Origin of the sequence: Paenibacillus mesophilus, from assembly GCF_005938385.1 — a bacterium.
Taxonomy (GTDB): Bacteria; Bacillota; Bacilli; order Paenibacillales; family NBRC-103111; genus Paenibacillus_AB; species Paenibacillus_AB mesophilus.
In genome coordinates this window covers 98679-120293 of sequence record NZ_VCRA01000011.1, presented here as the reverse complement: position 1 = coordinate 120293, position 21615 = coordinate 98679, and the positions used below count along the sequence as shown (strand labels likewise).

Genomic DNA, 21615 nt, shown 5'->3' with positions numbered 1-21615 from the left:
TGCGAAATGACTTCTACTTCAAAAGCCCATGCCCCAAACGCTTATTCCTGCTTACTCTCTTTCTGAACCGATTAAGGAAATGAAAGTTCCGTCTCTTTCTCTCTCCATAAAGCTTTCACCTGAAGAGTGTGACACGTAAAGGTATATTCCGCTTTAGTACGGTGAAGAACTTAAAGATTCTAATATGTGCACAAAAAGCGCCCACAGAGCAATCCGTCCTATCCGACCGGACAGTCGAACGGGTTGCTCCGCGAACGCTCCTCGTCTCATTGGTCGTGCCCGAATCCCTGCGACGATCCTCTTCTCGTCTACGGGACTATTTGCCATGCTTTAGTCCAACCATTTGTACGTTTTGTTCGGGTTCGTCTCGTCCGTTGAGGAAGGTACCCGCAAAGGCGCATCGGAGCGGTACGTTTCAGCCGGGATCAGCAAATTTTGCCCGATGACCACTTTCGTTCCTTTCGGCACGATGTCGAACAGCTCCTCGACATCCGGCTTCAGCATGCGGATGCAGCCGAGCGATTTGTCCTTGCCGATGCTGGAAGGCTGATTCGTGCCGTGAATCGCATACAGCGTATCGGACAGCGTCATTCCCCGGCTGCCGAACGTTCCGTTATCGCGGCCGTTCGGGTTACGAACTTTCTCCGTAATCGTAAACTCGCCCTCCGGGGTCCGCTCTCCCCCCAGCCCCACCGGGTAACTGCGCAGCAGCACGTTTCCGCTCACCAGCGCCAGCGTATGGGTCGTTTTGTCTACCAGAATGCGAAGCGGCTGCTGCAGCGCTTCCGCCGCCGGTAATAGTGAAGCATTGCCTGCCTGTGCAGCGCCGGAAGGAGCGGATGCGGGCTGCTCGCCTCCCGCAGCGGCACGTCCTCCTTGTCGTTCCGCAAGGTAGCGGTCGAAATAAGCTTTCATCGCGGGTGTATAACCGGCCATCCAATTGTCCGGATAGCTGCGGACCATCTGCTCGATTTTGTCGGGCGTTTTTCCGTTCGCCGCTTCGAAGGTCGATATTGCGGTCCGGACGATCAGCTGCTGCAGCTGCTCGTTTTGCCATTCGGCATATTTGGCCGCGGGTACGGCACGGTTAGCGGGCTCGCATTGGCAAGTTTTCGCATCGTAATACGTAAGATGCGTTCCCGCCGCCGTGTCCGAATGTTGAACCGTCACGATCGGCTTGGCGGGGACGGGCCACAGCAGCCATTTCCGTTCCTTGATCCACTCCGGCTCGGCAAGCAGCAGCGTCTCGGCTCGAATCAGCGATTTGTCTTGAAAGCGTCGCAGCATTTCCCCGATCTGGTTCGTCCGATTCGCCGCCGAATCGCCGGACACGGCATAGACGACATCCAAGCTGCCTGAAGCGGCTGAGGACGCGGTTGCCGCATCGGACCTAGGGGCAGCGGTACCGCCGTTCGTCCCGCTTGCCTCGGCGGCTTCAGCGGCAGAGCTCTTCAGACGATCGGGCTGATACGGAATATGGCTGCCGAGCAGCAAGAGCAGGACAAGTAAGGCGGTTTTCCATTTTCCCGGCTTGCGGGTTTCCCGTCCTTTTGCGTTCGTTTTGTCATCCGAAGCCTCCTGCTCTTTCTCCTTCTCGTCCGGCGCTCCGAATACGGTTCCTTCCTCGAACGCCCGGTACACCTCGCCCGCTTGAGCGAAGCAGTAATTGGCTTTGCCGGTTTCGCCTTTTGCCGCATATTGCCGGCCTAATAAATACCAAGCCATTTTGTTCGTCGGGTGCTCTTTAATATAGTCTTTCAAATATTGAGGATCTTCCGGTTGTTTATCCACCCGCATCCCCCTTTTCTTCGCAGGAACATCGGCCGATCGACGGCCTTCCAACATTTACTACTTTTATATCGGCCGCTTCCTCGGCGTTTTGAAGGGATCATGCGAAAATGGTGCTTCGGACGGAACACCTCATCCATCAGACAAAAAAAAGAAAGAAGCCTGTCGAAACGGGACAGGCTTCTTTCGGCTGTATGCTGCTCTACTTCGTCAGCTTATCGCGCAGTATGACCGTACGCGTCGCATTTTCCCATTGCACGTCCAACCCGAGCTCCTCGGCGAAGAAGCGGACCGGCACATAAGTGCGGTCTTCTTTGATGTAAGGGGAAGCATCGATCGCTTTTGTCGTGGCCGCACCATTGTTCACGATCTTCTTCACTTCGGCCTTATCGATCGTTAAACGGATCGTCGTCCCGTTTTTGCTCAGATCGACAGTCCGTTCAGTCGTCTGCGGGTTCTCGTCGAACTTGACTTCGAAGCCCAGTGCTTCGGTAATGATCCGCACCGGCACCATCGTGCGGCCGTTGCTGATTTCCGGCTGGGCGTCAAAATCGATTTTTTTACCGCCGTATACAACTTTTACGTTGCCATCCGCCGTAATGCCCGCCGGAAGCTCATAAAATGCGATTTTACGGATTTTGTTATTGTATGCATCCGCCACAAGCAGACTGCCGTCCCCGAGTACCGCTACGTCCGAAGGATGATGCAGCTCCGCATTGCGTTCCGTCCCGTCTGCGCTGCCCTCGTACGTATTTTTCTCCCCGGCTATCGTCTTGACCGTGCCGTCCTTCAAATAACGGATTGAATGATTCAAGCTGTCCGCGATCAGCAGACCGCCGTCAGGCGCAAGCGCCAGCCCTCTCGGGAAGCTGAACTTGGCCTGGGCGGCGGCGCCGTCGGCATAATCCCCCGAAACATACAGCTCGGATTTCGCATATTTCACGGTATTGCTGCCCGCTACGGTCGTAACCGTGCCGGCGGCCAAATCGATATACCGGATGCTCTGATTGCCGGAATCGCTCACATACAGGTTGCCTTTGCCGTCGATGACAAGGCCGGACGGCTCGTTGAACTTCGCCGATGCCAAGGCGCCGTCCGCGTAATCGCCCGCCGGAACAAGCTGGCCGGGTACGACTTCCACAACCCTCTTGGAAGGTGCGTTCAACGTCGTGACGGTCCCGTCCGCGGTAATTTTACGGATCGTATGATTCAGCGTATCGGCTACGTATACGGTTCCGTCGGCAGCAACCGCAACGTCTTGGGGCTGCTTGAAGGAAGCTTCTTTTCCTTTGCCGTCTTTGCTGCCGAATACGCCGTTCCCTGCAAAAGTTGTTACATTTCCGTTCGCATCGATTTTACGAATCGCATGATTCTTCTCGTCGGCGACGTAGATGTTGCCTTTGGCGTCGGCGGCGAGCCCTTTCGGCTGCTGGAAGACGGATGTTTTGGATGTGCCGTCCAGCAATCCGCCGATCGGATAATTGTAAGCGTCCTTGCTGATCGTAATGCCGGCGAATGTAGTGACATCCGTGCCCGACAATTTACGGATCAAATGGCTCCGAGCGTCGGCAATCAGGACCGAGCCGTCGGGAAGCGGCAGCAGGCTCCATGGGGCGCGGAACGTCGAGTCCGCCGCCTTCCCGTTCGTTTCGCCCAGATCGCCCTTGCCTGCCGTCGTCGACACTTGCGACAGGATCTGACCTTCTCCGCCGACTACCGCTTTGTCGATACCGGCCCCGAAGGCGGTCGTGCCGCTCAGGATCAGCGTGGCGGCAAGCAGCGGCGCGGCTATTAGTTTCATTGTTTTTTTCATCGGCTTCTCCTTTGCTGATTACTTTTACGGAACGAGCAGTTCCAAGAAAAATTTTAGTTCCTCAGGAAATAACTCCGCATCTCTCATTACGTGTCCATGCGTCGCGATCCACACTAAATCCTGAAGTCCGAATACGGAGGAACCCGTTCCACCCGCCCCCGGTCGAAATAAAGGCAGAACGGGTAGTTCCGCTTGATTGTGTACTCCCGGGTTCGGGAAGAAGACATCACCTGTCCATACTAGATCGGACGGAAGCGGTTCCCCCGGATTCCATTCTAGGTCGAAAGGAATCGCGAACACGTTCGTTTGCATTCCCCCAAGAAACGTCACTCTGCCCAAACTATCCGACATATGCGTCGTTAGAGGAGTTAAAGGAGGACCTTCCATTTCAGGTGGCTCAAATGCGTACAAAAGTCGATTCGTAAGTATCGGAGTTCCATCTACAGCTTTCAAGGTCAGCGTATAATACAGCTCCGGATCGATAACCGTCGTATTATAATAATCATACACGGTTACTATTCTTTCATCTACCCCATTCGTCACGTTAACTAGAGGGTAATTAAGGGAATCCCCGTAATAAACCAAAACATTATCGGCAGGTTGATCTAATACGTAGACATTCGAAAAATCACTCGGAAATGCCTGCATTATGGAGGCGTTATTCGTTCGGTACTGCAAAGTGCCGGCATTGGAAATGACTTTGAATGTCTCTGGATCGGCCAAGGGTTTTACGCCGACCATATTCACTTCTTCTATTTTACCGCCGTCGCTTAGTAATGCGTATATCCGGCTGCCGGCTGCAATTGGAACATTCGGGACAAAAGCACGTTGTTCCACAATTGCCGAACTTCCCAACACTGTTTTATCGGGGCCAACCAATTTAATGTCATCGAATCCACTTCTATATACGTAGAAATCAAACTGCGATGCTGAGGGAACGGCAAATTCTAAGTCTCCGTAATCGCCTTCCTGAAACAGGATTTCATCTGACCGCTTGTAGAACATTCCTCTCCATTCTCTATCCGGCACTAGCGCAAAACGAAGCTCGCTCCCATTTAAATATTCCACATTACTGAACGTAACAGTTCCACTCGAAACGTCAGCCGAGCTTATATTTACTTTGCCGCCTTGTACGATGATAGCCGGTTTACCTTCGTTACCCGATACGTGCAAAGTTATATCATATTTGGCATATACACTGCTTATTACCACGGAGCTACCGGCTACACAAGTAACGGAACCGGGGTTGTCGCCAATTCCGTAGACGGAGATATAAACGGAAGCTGTAACAGGAGGGGTACAGCCCGAACCCGAAGCCTGAACGTTTGTTGCTTTACTGATGCCGACCAGGAGCGTAAGCCCCACGGTCAGCATCAGTAAGCTTAACAATTGTGATCTGAAAATTCTCATAACATTCATGGCTGTTATACCCCGCCGCCAATAATCGGAATTGTTTTATTCGAATCAATAAGTTCAAGAGAGCCGGCAATATCGTTATCGTAGCTAGCAACTATTTGGGCAGCCTTGTCGACAATTATCACGCGTTTGATTCTGACTGTCGCCTCTCCGGAACCTTCAGTCGTCATGAAAAGCCTAAAGAGTGCAGTATTTGAAAGGATCGGATCCAAATTAGTAGTATCGGCTGAATCCGAATATTTCGTTGCCACATAAGTGAAGGTGTAAGGCCCTTCTCCTATTTGCGAGCTTGAGGAAACGCTGTTCGTCGAATCGAAAATGAACTCTTCAGGATTAACTATGTCACCAATTGTGCTCATGTTGTCATACTCCAGCTGAACTTCAATTGCATAGAACGTCTTATCGATAAACTTGTTCAACCGGAACTCGACTTGAAAATCATGACCATATTCTACACTGTCCGAAGATACTACCAAACTCACTTGCGGAAGCACGATCTCAAAACCAATCTGACTCGAAGCCGGACTAGTGTTGCCCGCAGCATCAGTAGCTTTCACCGTCAAAGTATGATTGCCCAAATTGAAGTCGAACGGCGATGTAAAGCTCCATTCGCCGGAGGCGTTAGTATAGGTGGTGATCGGCGAAGAAGTGCCGCCGTCCAACGTAATCGATATAAGGCAGCCCGGTTCCGCCGTTCCTTTAAACGTCGGTTTTTTCATATTCGTCGGGCCGCTTGCCGGTGCCGTCACAGTCGGAACGGCCGGTGCAATAGTATCAACTTCGAACGTGATCGGATGCGAAGATATATTGAAAGCTGCATCCATTGCCGTTACGACGTAATTGTTAATTCCTTCCACCAAATCATTCAACGTGAACGTGATACTGGTTGCCATTCCCTGACCGGTAGCGGACGCGAGCGGACTTGTCATAGAACCGCTTCTATACAAGCTTACGGCTGCGCCAGTCTCCGCCTGAACAACGATACTCTGTTGCTTGGAATTTACCTGGATGGATCCGCTAGGACTTATTTGCAATGCCGGTGCCGCCGTATCCAAATAGTACTTCACCGTTTTCTCCGATACGTTCCCGAGGCCGTCAGTCGCTGTAACTCTGTAAGTATTCAGCCCCTCCGTAAGACCCAAGTTCATGAACTCGACCGGCTCCGAAACATTGCCCGTCTTTGTGTCGATAGGATTCAGATCCGCGCCCTTATAGAGCCTCACAGTAATTCCTTGAGCCACTTGTGCTCTTATCTTCTCCGTGCTCACGCTGGTGTAGAACGTCTTATCCGATTCGGTCGAGAAAGGATGAACGATCGCAAGCGACGGCCCTCCCGTCATCAATACATACGCCACATGCTTGGTCGTTTCATTGCCTGCCTCGTCTGTAGCGGTAATGTTGTACATATTCGTTCCTTCAATCAGATCGTTCAACGTGAAAGTAATACCGGTTGCGCCTTTGCCCGTCGTCGTCTCGACCGGGACGGCGGATGTTCCTTTAAACAGTTTCACGACGGAGCCTTCTTCGGCCTGCACGACGATCGTTTGCTGATTGCTGTTTACATAGGTTACTTCGTTTGCCGGATGACTCACTTCGAGAGCAGGCGCGAGCGTATCCAACACGTACTTCACGGTCAGAGACGCCGTATTGCCCGCCGTATTTTGGGCCGTTACTTTGAACGTATTCGTTCCTTCCGCAAGATCGGCGATCGTGAATACGACGTTGGACGTTCCGCTGCCCTGCTTCGTGTCCAAAGGTGTTGCGGAGTCGTCTTTATACAAGCTTACCGTGATCCCTTGTGCGACTTCTACCTCGATCGTTTGAGGTTTCGTGCGAACTACATTCATTTCTTTGGTCGGATGCTTGATCGCAAGCGACGGTGCCGACGTATTCAATACATATTTCAAGCTTCTCGCCGTCACGTTGCCGGCGGCGTCCGTTGCCGTCACCTTGTAGCTGTTCTCGCCTTCGGCCAAGTCGTTCAAGGTAAAGGTGATGTTCGTCGCTCCAAGGCCTGTTGCCGTTTCAACCGGCGTAACCGCCTCCCCTTTAAACAAGCTTACCAGCGCGCCTTGCTCGGCTTGCAGCACGATGCTTTGCGGCTTCGTGTTTACAACCGTTACTTCGTTCGCCGGAGAGCTGATCGTAAGCGACGGGCTCACGGTATCCAGCTGGAATTTCACCGATCTCGTAGTGGCATTGCCTGCGGCGTCCGTCGCCGTCACGGTGAACGTATTGGCACCTTCGACGAGGGTAACCGTAAAGGTAACCAGCGTACTTGCGCCCAGACCCGTTTTCGTTTCGATCGGTGTTGTCGCACCATCTTTAAATAATTTGACGGAAGCGTTCTGCTCGGCGTATACGGAAATGTCTTGCGAAGCCGAGTTTACCGTAAGATCAACTGTCGGATGTGCGACTACGAGTGACGGAGGTGTCGTGTCCGTTTCCTCTCCTCCGCCGCCACCGCCGCCGCCTATGCCGCCATCGTTGCCGCCTCCGGTCGATCCGCCCGTACCGGTATTGCTTCCGCCGCCCGGTGTCGTCGTATTGCCTCCGGTGTTGCCGGTGTTGGTTTGCTGCTGCTGTTCTTGGAACGTTTGATTCGTTCGCTGCTGTTCTTCGGTCCGCGCGTTGTTGTTGCCTTGTTCTTGCCGCTCACGCTCTGATGCCAACCGATCGGCAAGTCCCGGGTTTTGACTCGCTTTGTCTTGCTGCTCTTGCTTATCCCGTTCTTTCGCGGCATCCCGGCTTTCCTGCTGCTTCTGCATTTGCTCCTGCTTCGCCTTCTGTACATCCGGATCAAGACCGACGGACGTATCGAACGGTTTCACATTGTTCAAGTCGATCCGCTCGCCCGTTGTATTCTCATTCGCCTTCGAGATAAGCTCGTTGATTTCACTCGCCGGGAGCTTATTCGAATCCATCGCTTCCTTCGCGATATTGGCGAGCAAGTTGGTTAAGTTGCTGCCGAACTGCTGCTGTTTCTCGGGTGTGTCGAGCTTCAAACCGGTTCTCGAATCGACCTGCTTCGATCCGTCGCCCAACTGCTGCACAAACTGTTCGTTTTCTTCCCGAATATCTTGGATCGATTGCAACAGGGCTAAAATAATTTCGGGGGTCGCGTTCGCTACAAACGATTTAATATCGAGCGGAGTAACATTATCCGACGGATCGCCCGATTGATCGTCCGACTGCTGGTATTGCTGCCCCGGGCTTATGTTGGTCGAGCCGGATGAACCGTCGCCGCTCGTCGGAGTCGTTTCCAATACGCCGGAAGTCATGAGCGCGAAAAGCTGGCCATACATCGATTCGATATACCCGTTGGATCCGCGTACGCTCATAACCGCTGTAGGCGTCTCGAGCTCGAATTCATCGTCGGCGTTCACGAGTTTTTTCACTTTGAACCAAAGCGATCCCGCCCACATTTTCAGCTTCGACTTCTTGCTTCCTTCGTCGGATTCGATCAACGAAGATATGTACATTTCGGTATTGGGGCCGATCGTCACTTCATCCTCTTGATCGACCACTTGAAGAACAATGCTCGAGCCGTCCTGAGTGCGGATATGGTCGCCCTGGCTCAAGCTCATCTCTTCGAAAGCGCGGTATTCCGCCGAACCCCCGGCTTTCGTTACCATAACTTCTCCCTTGACGCTGACGACGATCGCCGCCCGGCTTTCCTTCGCAAACGCGGCGCCGGCCAGCATATTCGACATCAGGCTGAACAGGAGCGTCAGGCATAACGTTAATGACAATAAGGAACGCTTCTTCATTCTCCCATTTCTCCCTCGCACAATTGGAATCTCTATTTCTATCATGAATCCGATTTCTCGGCGTGAACCTGGTAGATCGTTACCGGCAATTCCTTCCCTTTTACTTTGATCTCGCCCATGCTTTCGATCTCGAACAAATGGCTGACACGCTCGTAAATGTTGTCGCTGATCAATATTTGTCCGGGCTTCGCGTTGGATTCGAGTCTGGCGGTCAAATTGACCGTATCGCCGATTGCCGTATAGTCGAGACGAAGCTCCTCCGAGCCGATGTTGCCTACGATAGCCGGTCCGCAATTGATGCCGACGCCGAATCTTACGGTAAAGCCGAGCTTCTCCATCAAACGGGCTTCCAGCATCGCCGTCTGCTTCTTCATCTCGAGCGCTGCGCGCACGGCCATCTCGGCGTGATTGTCGAACCGGATCGGAGCCCCGAATATGGCCATGACGCCGTCTCCGATAAACTTGTCGAGCGTGCCGTTGAATTTGAATATCGCTTTCGTACAGACGTCCAAATACTCGTTCAGAAACTGAATAACTTGCTCCGGCTCCAATTTCTCCGAAAGCGTCGTAAAACCACGGATGTCTACGAATATTAATGATATATCCATTCGTTCGCCGCCCAGCTTCACTTCCTCGCCAGTAGCGAGCATTTGGTCGACGACCGCCTTCGGCACGAAACGGCCGAAAATACCCGTAACGCGGCTGCGCTCCCTGCGCTCCGCCAAGTAATGGCTTACAATGGACCATACGTACATCAGAATGATGGCCAGCAATGGATAGAAGATCGGTAAATAAGTATGTAAGGCTTCGTTGGCGACGACAAAAACAAGCATATAAAAGACCATCAAGCCCAGGAAAAGGAATAAAGACGTTTTTCCCTTGTAGCGCTCGAACAAATACGCCCCGAGCAAAATGATTAGCGCGAGAATGAAGATTCCGTACGGCTTCTCAAGCTCGCTCCAAAACTTGTTCTCCAATATGGATTGAACCATATTGGCATGGATTTCGACCCCGAACATTTTGATCGCATTGCTCATCGGCGTCATATATTCATCCTGCAGGCCGGTCGTATACGGACCGATCAGCACGATGTCGTTCTCGAACACGTTCGCGTCGATTTTGCCGTTCAGCACATCGCTGAATGAAAACGAATCGTAGCCTGTCAACAAATCTTTTTCTTGCCGCGGCGAAGTGTAATATTGCGTGATGACCTGATTTCTCCCGTTGACAGGGATGACTTTTGAACCGCGGTACCATTTCCGTTCGTTCTCGTCCCATCTTACTTTTTCGGAATCGCCCAGAGCGAAATTTGCAAGCTTGACGCTAAACGCCTCTATAACCTTTCCGTCCTTCTGGGGAAGTCCGACGATCAGCCTTCTTACTTTGTCATCATTGTCTGAGAATACGTTAACGTGAGCAAGCTGGCTTTGCGGAGCGTTGATTGCTGCGGTAGGAACTTCAATGCGGTCGTACTCCAGCATATCGTTTGCCTTCTGCTTCGCGGGGAAATTGAAATTGACGGGAAGCACTACGTTTTTGTATTTGGCCATCACTTCGGCCAAAGCTTGATCCTGCTTCGGATCTTTGCTCGGCTCGGGGATCATGACGTCCAGCCCGACCGCCTTTACTTTGCCTTGTTCGAGCTTGTCGATCAATTTCGCATAAACGGAACGGTCCCATGGAAATTGACCGATGGCGTCGAGCGATTTGGAATCGATCTTGATGATCTTGATTTTCGTATCCGGCTCGCGCTGCCATACAAACTTTGCTCCGAGCGCGTCCCGCAGCGGGTTCTCGATGTAATGGAACGTTCCTCCCGTCCCGGTCGTGTATGTAAGTACCGCGAATAAAAAGATGGCCAGAGCTGCGATGACCGATGTTTTCCAGTTCTTTTTGCTCATCCGTTTCCTCCCCTGCAGGACTTTCTTGTCCTGAAAACACTAGAAAAACGCAAAAAAGACACACTTTCCCCTACCCCTGAATCTATTGTATGCCGCATGTCGATTTATAGCAACGATAGAATTGTCAACCGTGAAATAATTAACATTTCTTATCCCCCCAAAATCCTAGAACAACAAAAAAACCTTTCCCGCTGCCGGAAAAGGTTCGTTTTGTCGATCTATTCTTAATTGAACGGAGCGTCGGCAATTTTGATCGAATCGGTCGGGCAGCCGTCGGAGGCGTCTTGCAGATCATCGTACAAATCTTCTGGGATTTCCGTTACGCCGGTGTTATTGTCGCCTTCGTATATGACTTCAGCGAGACCTTCGTCATCGTAGTCGTAAATATCAGGGGCAGTTGCGCCGCACGCTCCGCATGCGATACATGTATCTTTATCTACCCAGGTGTACTTTGCCATGAATAATTCCTCCTCAATGTAATAGCTCTATTGTCCACTATAATACAAAACCTTATAAAGTTCAAACGTTTTGCCTGCGTTTCGGGGGCTCTCCCAAAAGTACCCGGAATAGGCTTCGTAGGCCTTCTTCACTTTTGGGGGTTACGTAAGCTCTTTCCTTATGGGATATACGAAAAATGACGCAGCACGAATGCCGCGACGGCTTCGGGATCGTCGATGTCCAGAACCGGAACAGGCGATGCCGGATTCATGGCAATTGCGGACGTTTCCGCATTTCTTTTCACTGCAAATGCCACAATATCGGGCCTTATCATCTGGATCGCCTCCGCCTGCTCCGCGTTGCGGAATACGACGATTTTCGGATGGGACTCCGATTTGAATCCTTCCGCGATGATCAGATCGTATCCGGTCAAGCCGGCTATCGCATCGTCTAATCCTGCGCCCTCAAGGTTCTCGTACTTGATCGTCCTGCCTTGCGAAACGACCACTACGGCATCCGCCCCCGCTTCCGCGTATCGGCTCGAATCCGTTCCGGGTACTTCCCGGTAATGACCGTGGGCATCGTGCTTGATCACCGCCACCCTGTAGCCTTCGCGGCGGAGTATCCCGACCACTTGAACGGCCAGAGTCGTCTTCCCGCTGTCCGAAAAGCCGGCAAATCCGATGACCGGCGTCTTCCGTTCCATCAATCGTCCAATCCCCTTTCGCGGAGATGATCCATTTGCAGTGACGTTCCCCTTCGCTTATGGTTGCGAATCCACGTGGACGGGTCGGTACCGACCATGCCTGCGGTAAGTATCGCATCTTCCCCGTATTTATCGCGGATGCGGTCCATCGCGACGTTCAGCTGCTCCTTCTTCGGGTGCTGCTCATAATCGAACAAGTCGAGCTGGATGGCCGCGGACTGCTTGGGCTGCAAGCTTTGCAGCGTTACGCCGAGTAAACGGACGGGCTTACCCACTCCCCAATGCTCGTTGAAAAGCCTGACCGATACCCGATGGATTTCGTCCGCATTCTCCGTAGGCCTAGGCAGCGTATACGACCTCGTGATCGTCTTCATATCCGGGTCGCGGATCGTGATCTGGATCGTGCCGGCGATCAGCTTCTGCCTGCGCATTCTTCGCGCGACCTGATCGGACAAGTTGAGAAAAACGCGTGAAATATCCGCCGCTTCGGTCAAATTTTTCGGCAGCGTCGTCGTGTGTCCGATCGATTTGCTCTGCTCCCGCTCCGGATTGACCGGAGAATCGTCGATGCCGTTCGCGGCCAGCTTCAGCCACGTTCCGTACACGCCGAAATTTTTAGTCAGAACCGATTCGTCGGTACTTGCCAAGTCGCCGATCGTATGAATATTCAGCTTGCGCAGCCTATCCCCCGTACGCGTTCCGATTCCGAACATGTGCGAGCATGGCTTGCCCCAGAGCAGCGTCTGTACGTCGCGCTTGCGGAGCACCGATATGCCGTTCGGCTTCTTCATATCCGACGCCATCTTGGCGAGCAGCTTGTTCGGCGCGACCCCGATCGAGCAGGGCAAATGCAGCTCTTCAAGAATGCGCCTCTGGATCAGCGACGCAATCTCAAGCGGGGTGCCGAATTGCTTGGAGCCGGTAATGTCCATATAGCATTCGTCAATCGACATCGCCTCGACCAGCGGCGAATAATTATAGGCGATTTGCATAAACCGGCGGGAAAACTGCCGGTACAAATCGAAATCCGGCTGCAGCACGATCAACTCCGGGCACGACTTGAGCGCTTGGCGTATATGCATCCCCGTTTTGACGCCCTTGGCCCTTGCCGCGTAGGACGACGTGACGATTATGCCTTTGCGCAGCTCGATGTTGCCCCCTACCGCCAGCGCCTTGCCTTTATATTTATCCGGCTCGACCGCCTCGTGCACCGAGCAGTAGAACGCGTTCATATCAATGTGCAAAATGACCCGGCCGTTCCGCGGGTAATGGTCGTCGCGACTCGATCCGGCATTCATGACGGGAATAACCTATCCGTTCGTTTGTTCACGGCCATGACCTAATACCTCCATGCGCGTATTCATTCCAAGCATACGACTTTTGCGAAAACACTTCAACATCCGTTCATATTGATGTTATAATGATAAGAATGCAACGCGGCTTACGCTTTATGAATGTGAGGAGGACGTTTGATGGCAACCCCTGTAATCATTTTCGATACGACCTTGCGCGACGGTACTCAAGGAGAAGGAATCAGTCTTTCCGTAGAGGATAAGTTGAAAATCGCCCAAAAGCTGGACCAGCTGGGCGTTCATTATATCGAAGGCGGCTGGCCGGGCAGCAACGGCAAAGACATCGAGTTTTTTCACCGGTCGAATGAGCTGAATTTGTCCCACGCCAAAATTACCGCTTTCGGCAGCACCCGCCGCAAAGATTCGAAAGCGGAAACCGATCCGAATTTGAACCGTCTCGTCGAGTCCGGCGTTCGGGTAGCGACTATTTTCGGGAAATCGTGGGACTTCCACGTTCATACCGCGATCCAAACGACGCTCGAAGAAAACCTGAACATGATCTACGATTCGGTCCGTTACCTCAAAAGCCAAGGACTGGAAGTCATATACGATGCGGAGCATTTCTTCGACGGCTACAAGAACAATACCGAATACGCCCTGTCCACGATCCAAAAGGCGGAGGAAGCCGGTGCCGACTGGGTCGTGCTGTGCGATACGAACGGCGGCTCGCTGCCGAACGAAATTTCCGACATCGTGAAAGTCGTATGCAGCAAGCTGAAGACGCCGGTAGGCATTCATGCCCATAACGATTGCGAGCTTGGCGTAGCCAACAGCTTGGCGGCCGTTCAAGCCGGAGCCCGCCAAGTACAAGGCACGATCAACGGTTTCGGCGAACGGTGCGGCAACGCCAACCTGTGCTCCGTCATTCCGAATCTTCAATTGAAGCTGGACTATAGCTGCGTTTCGGATGAGCAGCTGCAAAGCTTATCGTCCGTAGCCCGCTATGTCAGCGAAATCGCCAACGTTAACATGCCGGTCAACCAGCCGTTCGTCGGCGCGGCCGCTTTCGCCCATAAAGGCGGCATTCACGTATCCGCCATTATGCGCCATGCGAAGACGTACGAGCATATCGTGCCGGAGCTCGTCGGCAACAAGCAGCGAGTACTCGTCTCGGAGCTGGCCGGACAAAGCAATCTGCTCGCGAAGGCGCAGGAGCTGGGTCTCGACATGAGCAACGAAACGAACCAGACGAAACACATTATCGAGAAAATCAAGGAGCTGGAGCACCAAGGGTACCAGTTCGAAGGAGCGGACGCTTCGCTGGAGCTGCTGCTGCGCCAAGCGTTCGGCGGGATCGACAACATTTTTACGGTGGAATCGTTCAAGCTGATCGTAGGCAAGAACGGAGGCGACGCCATCTCATCCGAAGCGATCGTCAAGCTGAAGGTGCACGACGAAACGGTTTATACGGCGGCGGAAGGCAACGGACCGGTCAATGCGCTTGACAACGCGCTCCGCAAAGCGCTCGTCCAATATTATCCCGACATTCAACAAATGCATTTGTCCGATTACAAAGTCCGGGTCATCAACGAGAAGGACGCTACAGCCGCCAAAGTGCGCGTGCTGATCGAATCCACCAACTTCGACAATTCGTGGAGCACCGTCGGCGTTTCCGAGAACGTCATCGAGGCAAGCTGGGAAGCGATGCTGGACAGCATCCGGTATGCGCTGATCGGCAAAACCCGCGTGGAACAGCAAGCGGGTCTTTCCGAAAGACTCGGATTAGTCAACCATTAAGGGCGAATTAGCACAGCGTAAAAAAGCTGCTTTGAACTTGTACGAGTTCAGAGCAGCTTTTTTAATTGGGTGTTTAGGGGGTTCTTAGGGGGACCCTTTACGACTCGATCAGCTGCTTGATTCTTTTCTCCAGTTCGTCGGGGTGGAGAATGCTGAAGCCTTCTTTGATCACGCCGTTTTTGTCGACCAAATACGTCATCGGGATGCCGCTGATCCGGTAAAGCTCGCCGACCTTGCCTTCCGAGTCGAGCAAAATCGGAAATTTGAAGTCGAAATGCTTCACAAACGACTTGATATTGTCCATCCGGTCGCTTGCCGTCATATTGACCGCATAAAAATCGATTTTGTCTTTGTATTTATCGTACATTTGCTTCAAATCAGGAGCTTCCAGCTCGCAAGGGCCGCACCAGGACGCCCAGAAATTGACCAGCAGCGGCTTATCCCTCGTTCCCCCTACCTCGTACACATTGCCGTCCAACGCCGTCAGCTTGAAGCCGGGGGCCATATAGTTCGGCTTCGGCGCCGCTTCCTTATGCGCAGATGCCTGACGGTCCTTCATAACGAAGTTTTGATATACGGCAAATCCGGCCAGCACCACTATAGCCAAGATGACCAATACGTTGCGTTTCATGATTATGCCCTTCATAGGTTGTTCCCTTCTCCGACTGATATTCGATTGCGCTTTACCTCTATATTATCGTCTTTTCGTAGCAATTTCCATTCCCTTGTTCCTTCCTCAGTACATTTTGGCAAAAGGCGATCGTATGCCTGCGAATCCGGTCGGTCATATTAACGTTACAACATGCAGGCAAGAGGAGACTACGATGGAAAAAACAAAATCGAGAAAGCTGACGATTTCGTTCGAAAGCGACATCGACGTTTATGACGATCCGGGCAAAAACGGGACTAAAGAAAAAGCGGAGGACGATTCGGGCTCGAAAGGCCGAATATGGGAATTTATCGCGATCGCGACGGTTCCGATGGTGCTCGTGTTGGGAAACTCGATGCTTGTGCCGGTACTTCCCGACATGCAGCAGCTGCTTGGCATCAGCAAATTTCAGAGCAGCCTTGTTATTACTTTATTTTCGCTCGCAGCCGGATTATTCATACCGGTACTCGGGTATTTGTCCGACCGGTTCGGGCGGAAGCCGATCATTATCCCGTCATTGATCGTATACGGGGCAGCCGGCATACTGGCGGGTTTCGGAGCGGTGTGGAAATCGTACACGGTCATCATTATCGCCCGCACGATTCAAGGGCTCGCCGCAGCGGGTACCGCACCGATTGCGATGGCGCTCGTCGGCGATATGTACAAAGGGGCTACGGAGAGCAAAGCGCTGGGACTAACGGAAGCGTCTAACGGGGCGGGTAAAGTGCTAAGCCCGATTATCGGCTCCTTGCTTGCCTTGATCGTCTGGTACGCCGCTTTTTTCGCCTTCCCCGTATTTTGCGGCCTTTCGCTTGCAGCCGTCATATGGCTGATCAAGGAGCCCAAGAAAGACAAGGAGCCGCAAAAGCTCAAGGCTTATATACAAGGAGTAGGCTCGACCTTGAAGAAGAAGGGCCGCTGGCTCATTACATCTTTTTTCGCCGGCTCGCTCGGACTTTTTATTTTGTTCGGCGTGTTGTTTTATTTGTCCAACGTACTGGAGAAGGAGCCCTACAACATCGACGGCGTCATCAAAGGCTTCGTGCTTGCCATCCCGCTACTCGGCATGGTTACGACTTCTTATATAACGGGCAGCGTCATTAAGAAAAACGGCATTTTGATGCGATGGCTGATGAATATCGGATTAATATGCATGACCGTTTCGCTCGCCCTGACGATCTTTTTCTTCAAAAACTTGTACGTCTTCATCGCCCTGCTGACGATAAGCAGTATCGGAACCGGCCTGCTGCTTCCTTGCTTGAATACGATGATTACCGGCTCCGTCACGAAAGAAGAGCGCGGCATGATCACTTCGCTGTACAGCTGCCTGCGTTTTCTTGGTGTTGCGGCAGGGCCGCCGCTTTTCGGATGGATGATGGGGGTATCGGACCGGATTGTATTCATTTCCGTCGCAGCTTTGTCGCTCGTCGCGCTTGGCCTTGTGTTCTTCTTGATCAAACCGGACCGGCAAGTGAATTAATGCCGAAAAGCCCGCAATTGCGGGCTTTTCGCGTGTCGGTGGCGCTGCGGATCACGCTGCCATTATAATGAAAGAATTGGAATCATGAAAAGGAGCGGTTTCGCTTGATCCGTATCGATCGATCCGTATGGGAGCGGATGGCCGACTACTGCCGTACCCGGCTGCCCGAGGAAGCGTGCGGCGCCCTATTCGGCCCGGCCGGCGCCGACAACGACATCATTACGTGCTTTACCCCTATCGGCAATGCGGCCGCCAGCCCCGCAACGGAATTCGCGTTCGATGCCCGGGAATGGATTTATTCTCTCTATGAAGCCGAACGGAAGCAGCTGAAGCTGGTCGGCGTCTTCCACTCGCATCCCCGGACATCGGGCCACCCTTCCGCACAAGACATTGCCGGTTCTTTGCCCGGAGAAATCAGCTATTGGATCGTCTCCTTCGCCGGTCCGGATCGGCCGGATATTCGGGCTTACCGGCGTACCGTCGATCCGCGGCGAGGCGTCATTATCTTATGCCCGATAGCTTACTCTTTCGATTAACGACTCAGGAAGTCGTATAAATCCCCCAGCGTATTCACGTCTCTGCGCATCGTCTCGTTCAGCAAACATTTCCACAGCTGCGCCGTCATCCCCGCGTCGCCGAGCGCATGATGCCTGCCGTTCACTTCTATGCCGTAATAGTTAAGGAGCGTATCCAAATCGTAGCTGCCGCGCTTCGGTTCGAGCCTTTGAGCCAAAATGAGACAATCGATGAACCGGTGGGACAAGTTAACCTTCGACGTTTTCCACAATGCGGAATTCAGAAAATGTTTGTCATGGCCGCTGCCGTGCACGACGAGCACGCGATGGTTGACAAATTCCAAAAATTCTTTCAGCACCGTAATCAGGTCCGGGGCATTTGCCGCTTCTTCATTGTATATGCCGGTCAGACGCACGACTTCATCGGGAATCGTTTTCTCCGGCTTCACCAGGCTGTAATACGATTGTTGGACGAGCACTTGATCGCCGGTCATCCCGATCGCCCCGACGGATATAATCTCATCGCCGCTGTATGGGGAAAATCCGGTCGTTTCCAAATCGAAGACGACCGTATCCAGCTTCTGCAGCGGGATATCGTACATGCTGTTTTTACGCTGCTCCTTCATGACGGAACGGATAAATGCCATTTGCTGCGCGCTTTGCGGATCAAACATTGAGGTGACAGCCGGGGTGATGCCTCCCAGCTTGTATAAACTCCACAGCTTGGACATGCTTCTCATCCGGAACCGCCCCGCTTCCTCGGCGTTCCGTCCGCGATTTTCTCGACGGTTCTCCGGACGGTCTGCTGCAGCTCGATTCCCGTCCGCAAACACTGCTTCAGGCGCCGTTTGTTTTGTTTCGTCAATGATTCGGGATCGACCATCCCCCTGCTCGTGTAAAGAACGCCTTCCTTCTCGTGCTGAGCGAGGGAACGAAGCTCCAGCGCCGTTTCGAAAGCTTCGCGCCAGCGGTCGATCTCCGCTTCCGCATAGCTGCCGCCTTCTTGCAGCGCCTTCAGACGATTCAGCGTGGAACATTCTGAAATCCCGTCCGCCAAAGCGAGAAGACGAATTCCGTTCACGAGCGGAATGTACGCACCGTATTTCACGTCGAACGCACCGGCATCTTCCCCGTACCGCTCCGTAATAATGTTGCCCAGCACGCCGATCGTAATTTTGTGATACAGCGTATTTTGAAGCATATGGTCCAGCATCGCCGGATTCTCCGCAACAGACAGCATGTAAGCCGAACGGAGCTGCCGGACGAGCTCCTCGTCTCCATATAGGCACCGCATATCCGCGATCATCAGCAAGTATCGGACATTCTCCCATTGCGGGTCATCCAGCCACCCCTGGATCATATCGTTCCACGCCGATTTCGGCTTGCGCCAGGCGGGGTTGGTGCATAATACGTTGCCCGGGCAAGGCGGGTAGCCCGCCGATTGAAGCCAACCGTGCACCCGATCGGAGAAAAGGCGGAAATAATCAGCCGCTTCTTCGGCCTTGCCGTCAGGCGGCTCCGCGTACACGATCCCGTTGTCCTGATCGCTCCACAGCGTCTGCTCCATGCGGCCCGCACTGCCGACCGCCACGAAGGCGTATGGGACCGGAGGAACGCCGAATCCTTCCAGCCTGAGCGTTTGTTCCGCCAGCGCAATCGTCCCGGCGATCAACCGGTCATGAGCCGCATTGACGCTTTGGTTCCACTGGGTGACGTCGTCAAACAAGGAGGGCCGGAGCTCGAAATGCATCCGGTCCCTCAAGCCGCGCAGCTGCTCGGTGCTGACGGCGTTATAGATCGATACGTCGAATCGTTCCATCCAAGAATGCTCCATGTTGTCCGATCCCACCCCCGGGATTCGATCAACGCTACACGACTATCGTTTCGTTGCCGGATTTTTTCATTTGTTCCGGATAACCGTACGATCCGTGCTCGCTGATGTCGAGACCCATGATTTCTTCTTCCTCGGTGACTCGAAGTCCCATCGTTTTTTTCATGACCCATAAAATTGCGTACGAAAGAATGAAGACGAAAACGAACGATACCGCGACGCCTAACGCCTGAACGCCCAATTGGTGAAAGCCGCCTCCATAGAACAGCCCTTCCTTGCCGACGCCCACGATCTCGACCAGACGCGGGGAAGCGAAAAACCCGTTTGACAGCGAGCCCCAAATCCCTGCGATACCGTGAACAGAGAAGGCGAACACCGGATCATCAATACCCGCTTTCTCAAACCATTGAGCAGTGAAAAAGGTTAGAGTACCTGCCACGAGACCGATAATGACGGCGGCCCAAGTTTCCACGAATGCGCACGAGGCCGTGATGGCGACGAGCGCAGCCAAGACGCCGTTCAGCATGCTCGGAATATCCGCCTTGCCGAAATAAAGCCAAGAGACGAGCAGAGCCGCTACCGCGCCGGCCGCAGCCGCCAAATTCGTATTCATCGCGATGAAGCCGAAGAAACCGTCGTTTACAGCTGTGAGCGTGCTGCCCGGGTTGAATCCGAACCAGCCGATCCAGAGGATGATGACGCCGAGTACGGACAATACTTGGTTGTGACCCGGAATGAGGTTAGGCTTGCCGTCTTTATTATATTTGCCCAGGCGAGGTTTCAACAACAGCGTTGCAGCCAAAGCCGCCGTCGCGCCCTGCAGGTGGACGACTGTCGAGCCCGCGAAATCCTGCTTGCCATGCTCGGCAAGCCAGCCTCCGCCCCAAATCCAGTGCGCCACGAACGGATAGATGACGACGGTGAACAATACGCCGAAGACGAAGTATACGGATAATTTGGCCCGTTCCGCGAAGCCGCCCCAAGCGATCGCGAGCGCTACGCCGACAAACGCCAGCTGGAACAAAAACTTGATCGCGCCCGGCACGATCGAAGCGGACAACGAAGCGAACGATTCGGCCGCCTGCTCCTCGGTACCGTTAAAGAAGAAGCCCCCGAATCCGATCCATTTGTTCAAACTGCCGCCGTCTCCGAACGCAAGCCCGAAGCCGAAAGCCCAGAACGCGAGACCGGCGATGCCGAACGTCAAAATCGTTTTGCCGGCCACGTGCCCGGCGTTTTTCATCCGGGTCGACCCGGCCTCCAGCAAAGCGAAACCGGCTTGCATGAAAATGACCAGAATAGCCGCGAGCATGACCCAGACGGAGTCAACGGCCAAGTGCAGCTGTCCGGACGACGGCTCATCGGCCGCAAGCGCCATAGCCGGAAAAGCGAGCAGCATCGTCATGCATAGAAAAAGGACCTTCTTCATTGCAAAACCACCTTTGTGTTAGTTTATATAACATTTTACGAATGCTTTAGTGCCATTATACGCGCATGCTCCAAAAATGACAACGTTTTTTTGTATTTAATGTGATATATCCAAACGTTATAGTTTGAACAAGCCTATAATGTTCGTTTTTAGCGGAACAATGTTATGTTTCCTGCCTCCAATAACTAAATTTATCTTCAACACTCGTAAGTACGTTTGTTCAAAAGTATGACGTTTGACTGTACGGTTTCGTTTAGTTTATGATGAGGCTAGACACGTTCAAATGTTCATTTTTCTCAAAATCCGTCCATAATAGAGGTGAATGCAAATGGGGTTATGAAGCTGTATCGAATCGGGGAGCTGGCCCGTCTATCGGAGACGAGCGCGAGGACGATCGATTATTACACGAAGCTTGGTCTCATCTTTCCGGAAATACGAACAAAAACGAATTATCGCCTGTATACGGATGAAACCTTGGCTCGTTTGAAACGTATAGAAACGATGAAGAAGGAAAAATACACATTAGATGAAATAAAGGCAAGCCTGGATCAATGGAATAAAGTAAGTCAAGACGAGGTAGTGGCAGAAAAACTCACATCCTTGCAGCTGCATCTTCGCCAGCTCGAGCGCGAAGTGAAGGAGCTCGGCCCGCTGCTGGACGAGATGAAACCGCGGCAGGCGAAATACGCGTTCAACACGCTGGCTACGCAAAGCGCGGCTTGCATCGAAGCGCTTCTCCTTCTTCTCGGTAAAGGCCCCTTTATGTAAGACATCTGCAACAATCCGTATA

The 21615-nt window shown here is 52.9% G+C and carries 16 protein-coding genes; 4 read left to right on the top strand and 12 right to left on the bottom strand.

What is annotated here, in order from left to right; genetic code table 11:
- Positions 1–330: 330 nt before the first annotated feature.
- From FE783_RS20400 to FE783_RS20365, 8 genes are all read right to left on the bottom strand, one after another.
- On the bottom strand, positions 331–1725 hold the full coding sequence (locus FE783_RS20400; protein WP_420799755.1) for a L,D-transpeptidase: 1395 nt from the start codon (positions 1723–1725) through the stop codon (positions 331–333).
- A gap of 265 nt (positions 1726–1990) precedes the next feature.
- Complete coding sequence (locus FE783_RS20395; protein WP_138881239.1) at positions 1991–3601, bottom strand: stalk domain-containing protein; 1611 nt, start codon at positions 3599–3601, stop codon at positions 1991–1993.
- A 24-nt stretch (positions 3602–3625) separates the two neighbouring features.
- Positions 3626–5020, bottom strand: coding sequence for a hypothetical protein (locus FE783_RS20390; RefSeq protein ID WP_138881238.1), 1395 nt, complete (start codon positions 5018–5020; stop codon positions 3626–3628).
- Positions 5021–5025: 5 nt separating this feature from the next.
- Entirely contained in the window at positions 5026–8787 is a 3762-nt protein-coding gene (locus FE783_RS20385; RefSeq protein ID WP_158301930.1) for an Ig-like domain-containing protein, read from the bottom strand.
- Between the two features lie 41 nt (positions 8788–8828).
- Positions 8829–10688: an adenylate/guanylate cyclase domain-containing protein gene (locus FE783_RS20380; RefSeq protein ID WP_138881236.1), complete on the bottom strand. Its 1860-nt coding sequence runs from the start codon at positions 10686–10688 to the stop codon at positions 8829–8831.
- Between the two features lie 224 nt (positions 10689–10912).
- Positions 10913–11146: a ferredoxin gene (locus FE783_RS20375; RefSeq protein ID WP_138881235.1), complete on the bottom strand. Its 234-nt coding sequence runs from the start codon at positions 11144–11146 to the stop codon at positions 10913–10915.
- A gap of 158 nt (positions 11147–11304) precedes the next feature.
- Positions 11305–11832 (bottom strand): molybdopterin-guanine dinucleotide biosynthesis protein B, encoded by a 528-nt coding sequence (gene mobB / locus FE783_RS20370; protein ID WP_238403180.1) that lies wholly within the window; start codon positions 11830–11832, stop codon positions 11305–11307.
- Positions 11832–13130 (bottom strand): DNA polymerase IV, encoded by a 1299-nt coding sequence (locus FE783_RS20365; protein ID WP_138881233.1) that lies wholly within the window; start codon positions 13128–13130, stop codon positions 11832–11834. The genes mobB and FE783_RS20365 overlap by 1 nt, the downstream gene beginning before the upstream one ends.
- Positions 13131–13304: 174 nt before the next feature.
- Between FE783_RS20365 and cimA the strand changes: the two genes are divergently transcribed.
- Positions 13305–14921 (top strand): citramalate synthase, encoded by a 1617-nt coding sequence (cimA, locus tag FE783_RS20360; RefSeq protein WP_138881232.1) that lies wholly within the window; start codon positions 13305–13307, stop codon positions 14919–14921.
- 97 nt (positions 14922–15018) lie between these two features.
- Here the strand turns inward: cimA and FE783_RS20355 are convergent, their stop codons facing one another.
- A complete protein-coding gene (locus FE783_RS20355; protein ID WP_138881231.1) occupies positions 15019–15567 on the bottom strand; it encodes a TlpA family protein disulfide reductase in 549 nt (182 codons plus the stop codon).
- A gap of 178 nt (positions 15568–15745) precedes the next feature.
- On the opposite strand from FE783_RS20355, the gene FE783_RS20350 reads away from it, so the two are divergent.
- Entirely contained in the window at positions 15746–17050 is a 1305-nt protein-coding gene (locus tag FE783_RS20350) for an MFS transporter (RefSeq protein WP_138881230.1), read from the top strand.
- Between the two features lie 104 nt (positions 17051–17154).
- Positions 17155–17586: a M67 family metallopeptidase gene (locus FE783_RS20345; protein ID WP_138881229.1), complete on the top strand. Its 432-nt coding sequence runs from the start codon at positions 17155–17157 to the stop codon at positions 17584–17586.
- Here FE783_RS20345 and FE783_RS20340 read toward each other — a convergent pair.
- From FE783_RS20340 to FE783_RS20330, 3 genes are read right to left on the bottom strand one after another with little or no spacing between them, the layout of a single operon-like run.
- The gene (locus FE783_RS20340) at positions 17583–18305 is read right to left on the bottom strand and encodes an exonuclease domain-containing protein (protein ID WP_138881228.1); all 723 of its coding nucleotides are present in this window, start codon (positions 18303–18305) and stop codon (positions 17583–17585) included. The genes FE783_RS20345 and FE783_RS20340 overlap by 4 nt on opposite strands.
- Entirely contained in the window at positions 18302–19399 is a 1098-nt protein-coding gene (locus FE783_RS20335; protein ID WP_138881227.1) for a DUF294 nucleotidyltransferase-like domain-containing protein, read from the bottom strand. The genes FE783_RS20340 and FE783_RS20335 overlap by 4 nt, the downstream gene beginning before the upstream one ends.
- A 34-nt stretch (positions 19400–19433) precedes the next feature.
- On the bottom strand, positions 19434–20825 hold the full coding sequence (locus FE783_RS20330) for an ammonium transporter (protein ID WP_138881226.1): 1392 nt from the start codon (positions 20823–20825) through the stop codon (positions 19434–19436).
- 336 nt (positions 20826–21161) lie between these two features.
- Between FE783_RS20330 and FE783_RS20325 the strand changes: the two genes are divergently transcribed.
- Complete coding sequence (locus FE783_RS20325; protein WP_138881225.1) at positions 21162–21593, top strand: MerR family transcriptional regulator; 432 nt, start codon at positions 21162–21164, stop codon at positions 21591–21593.
- Positions 21594–21615 lie beyond the last annotated feature (22 nt).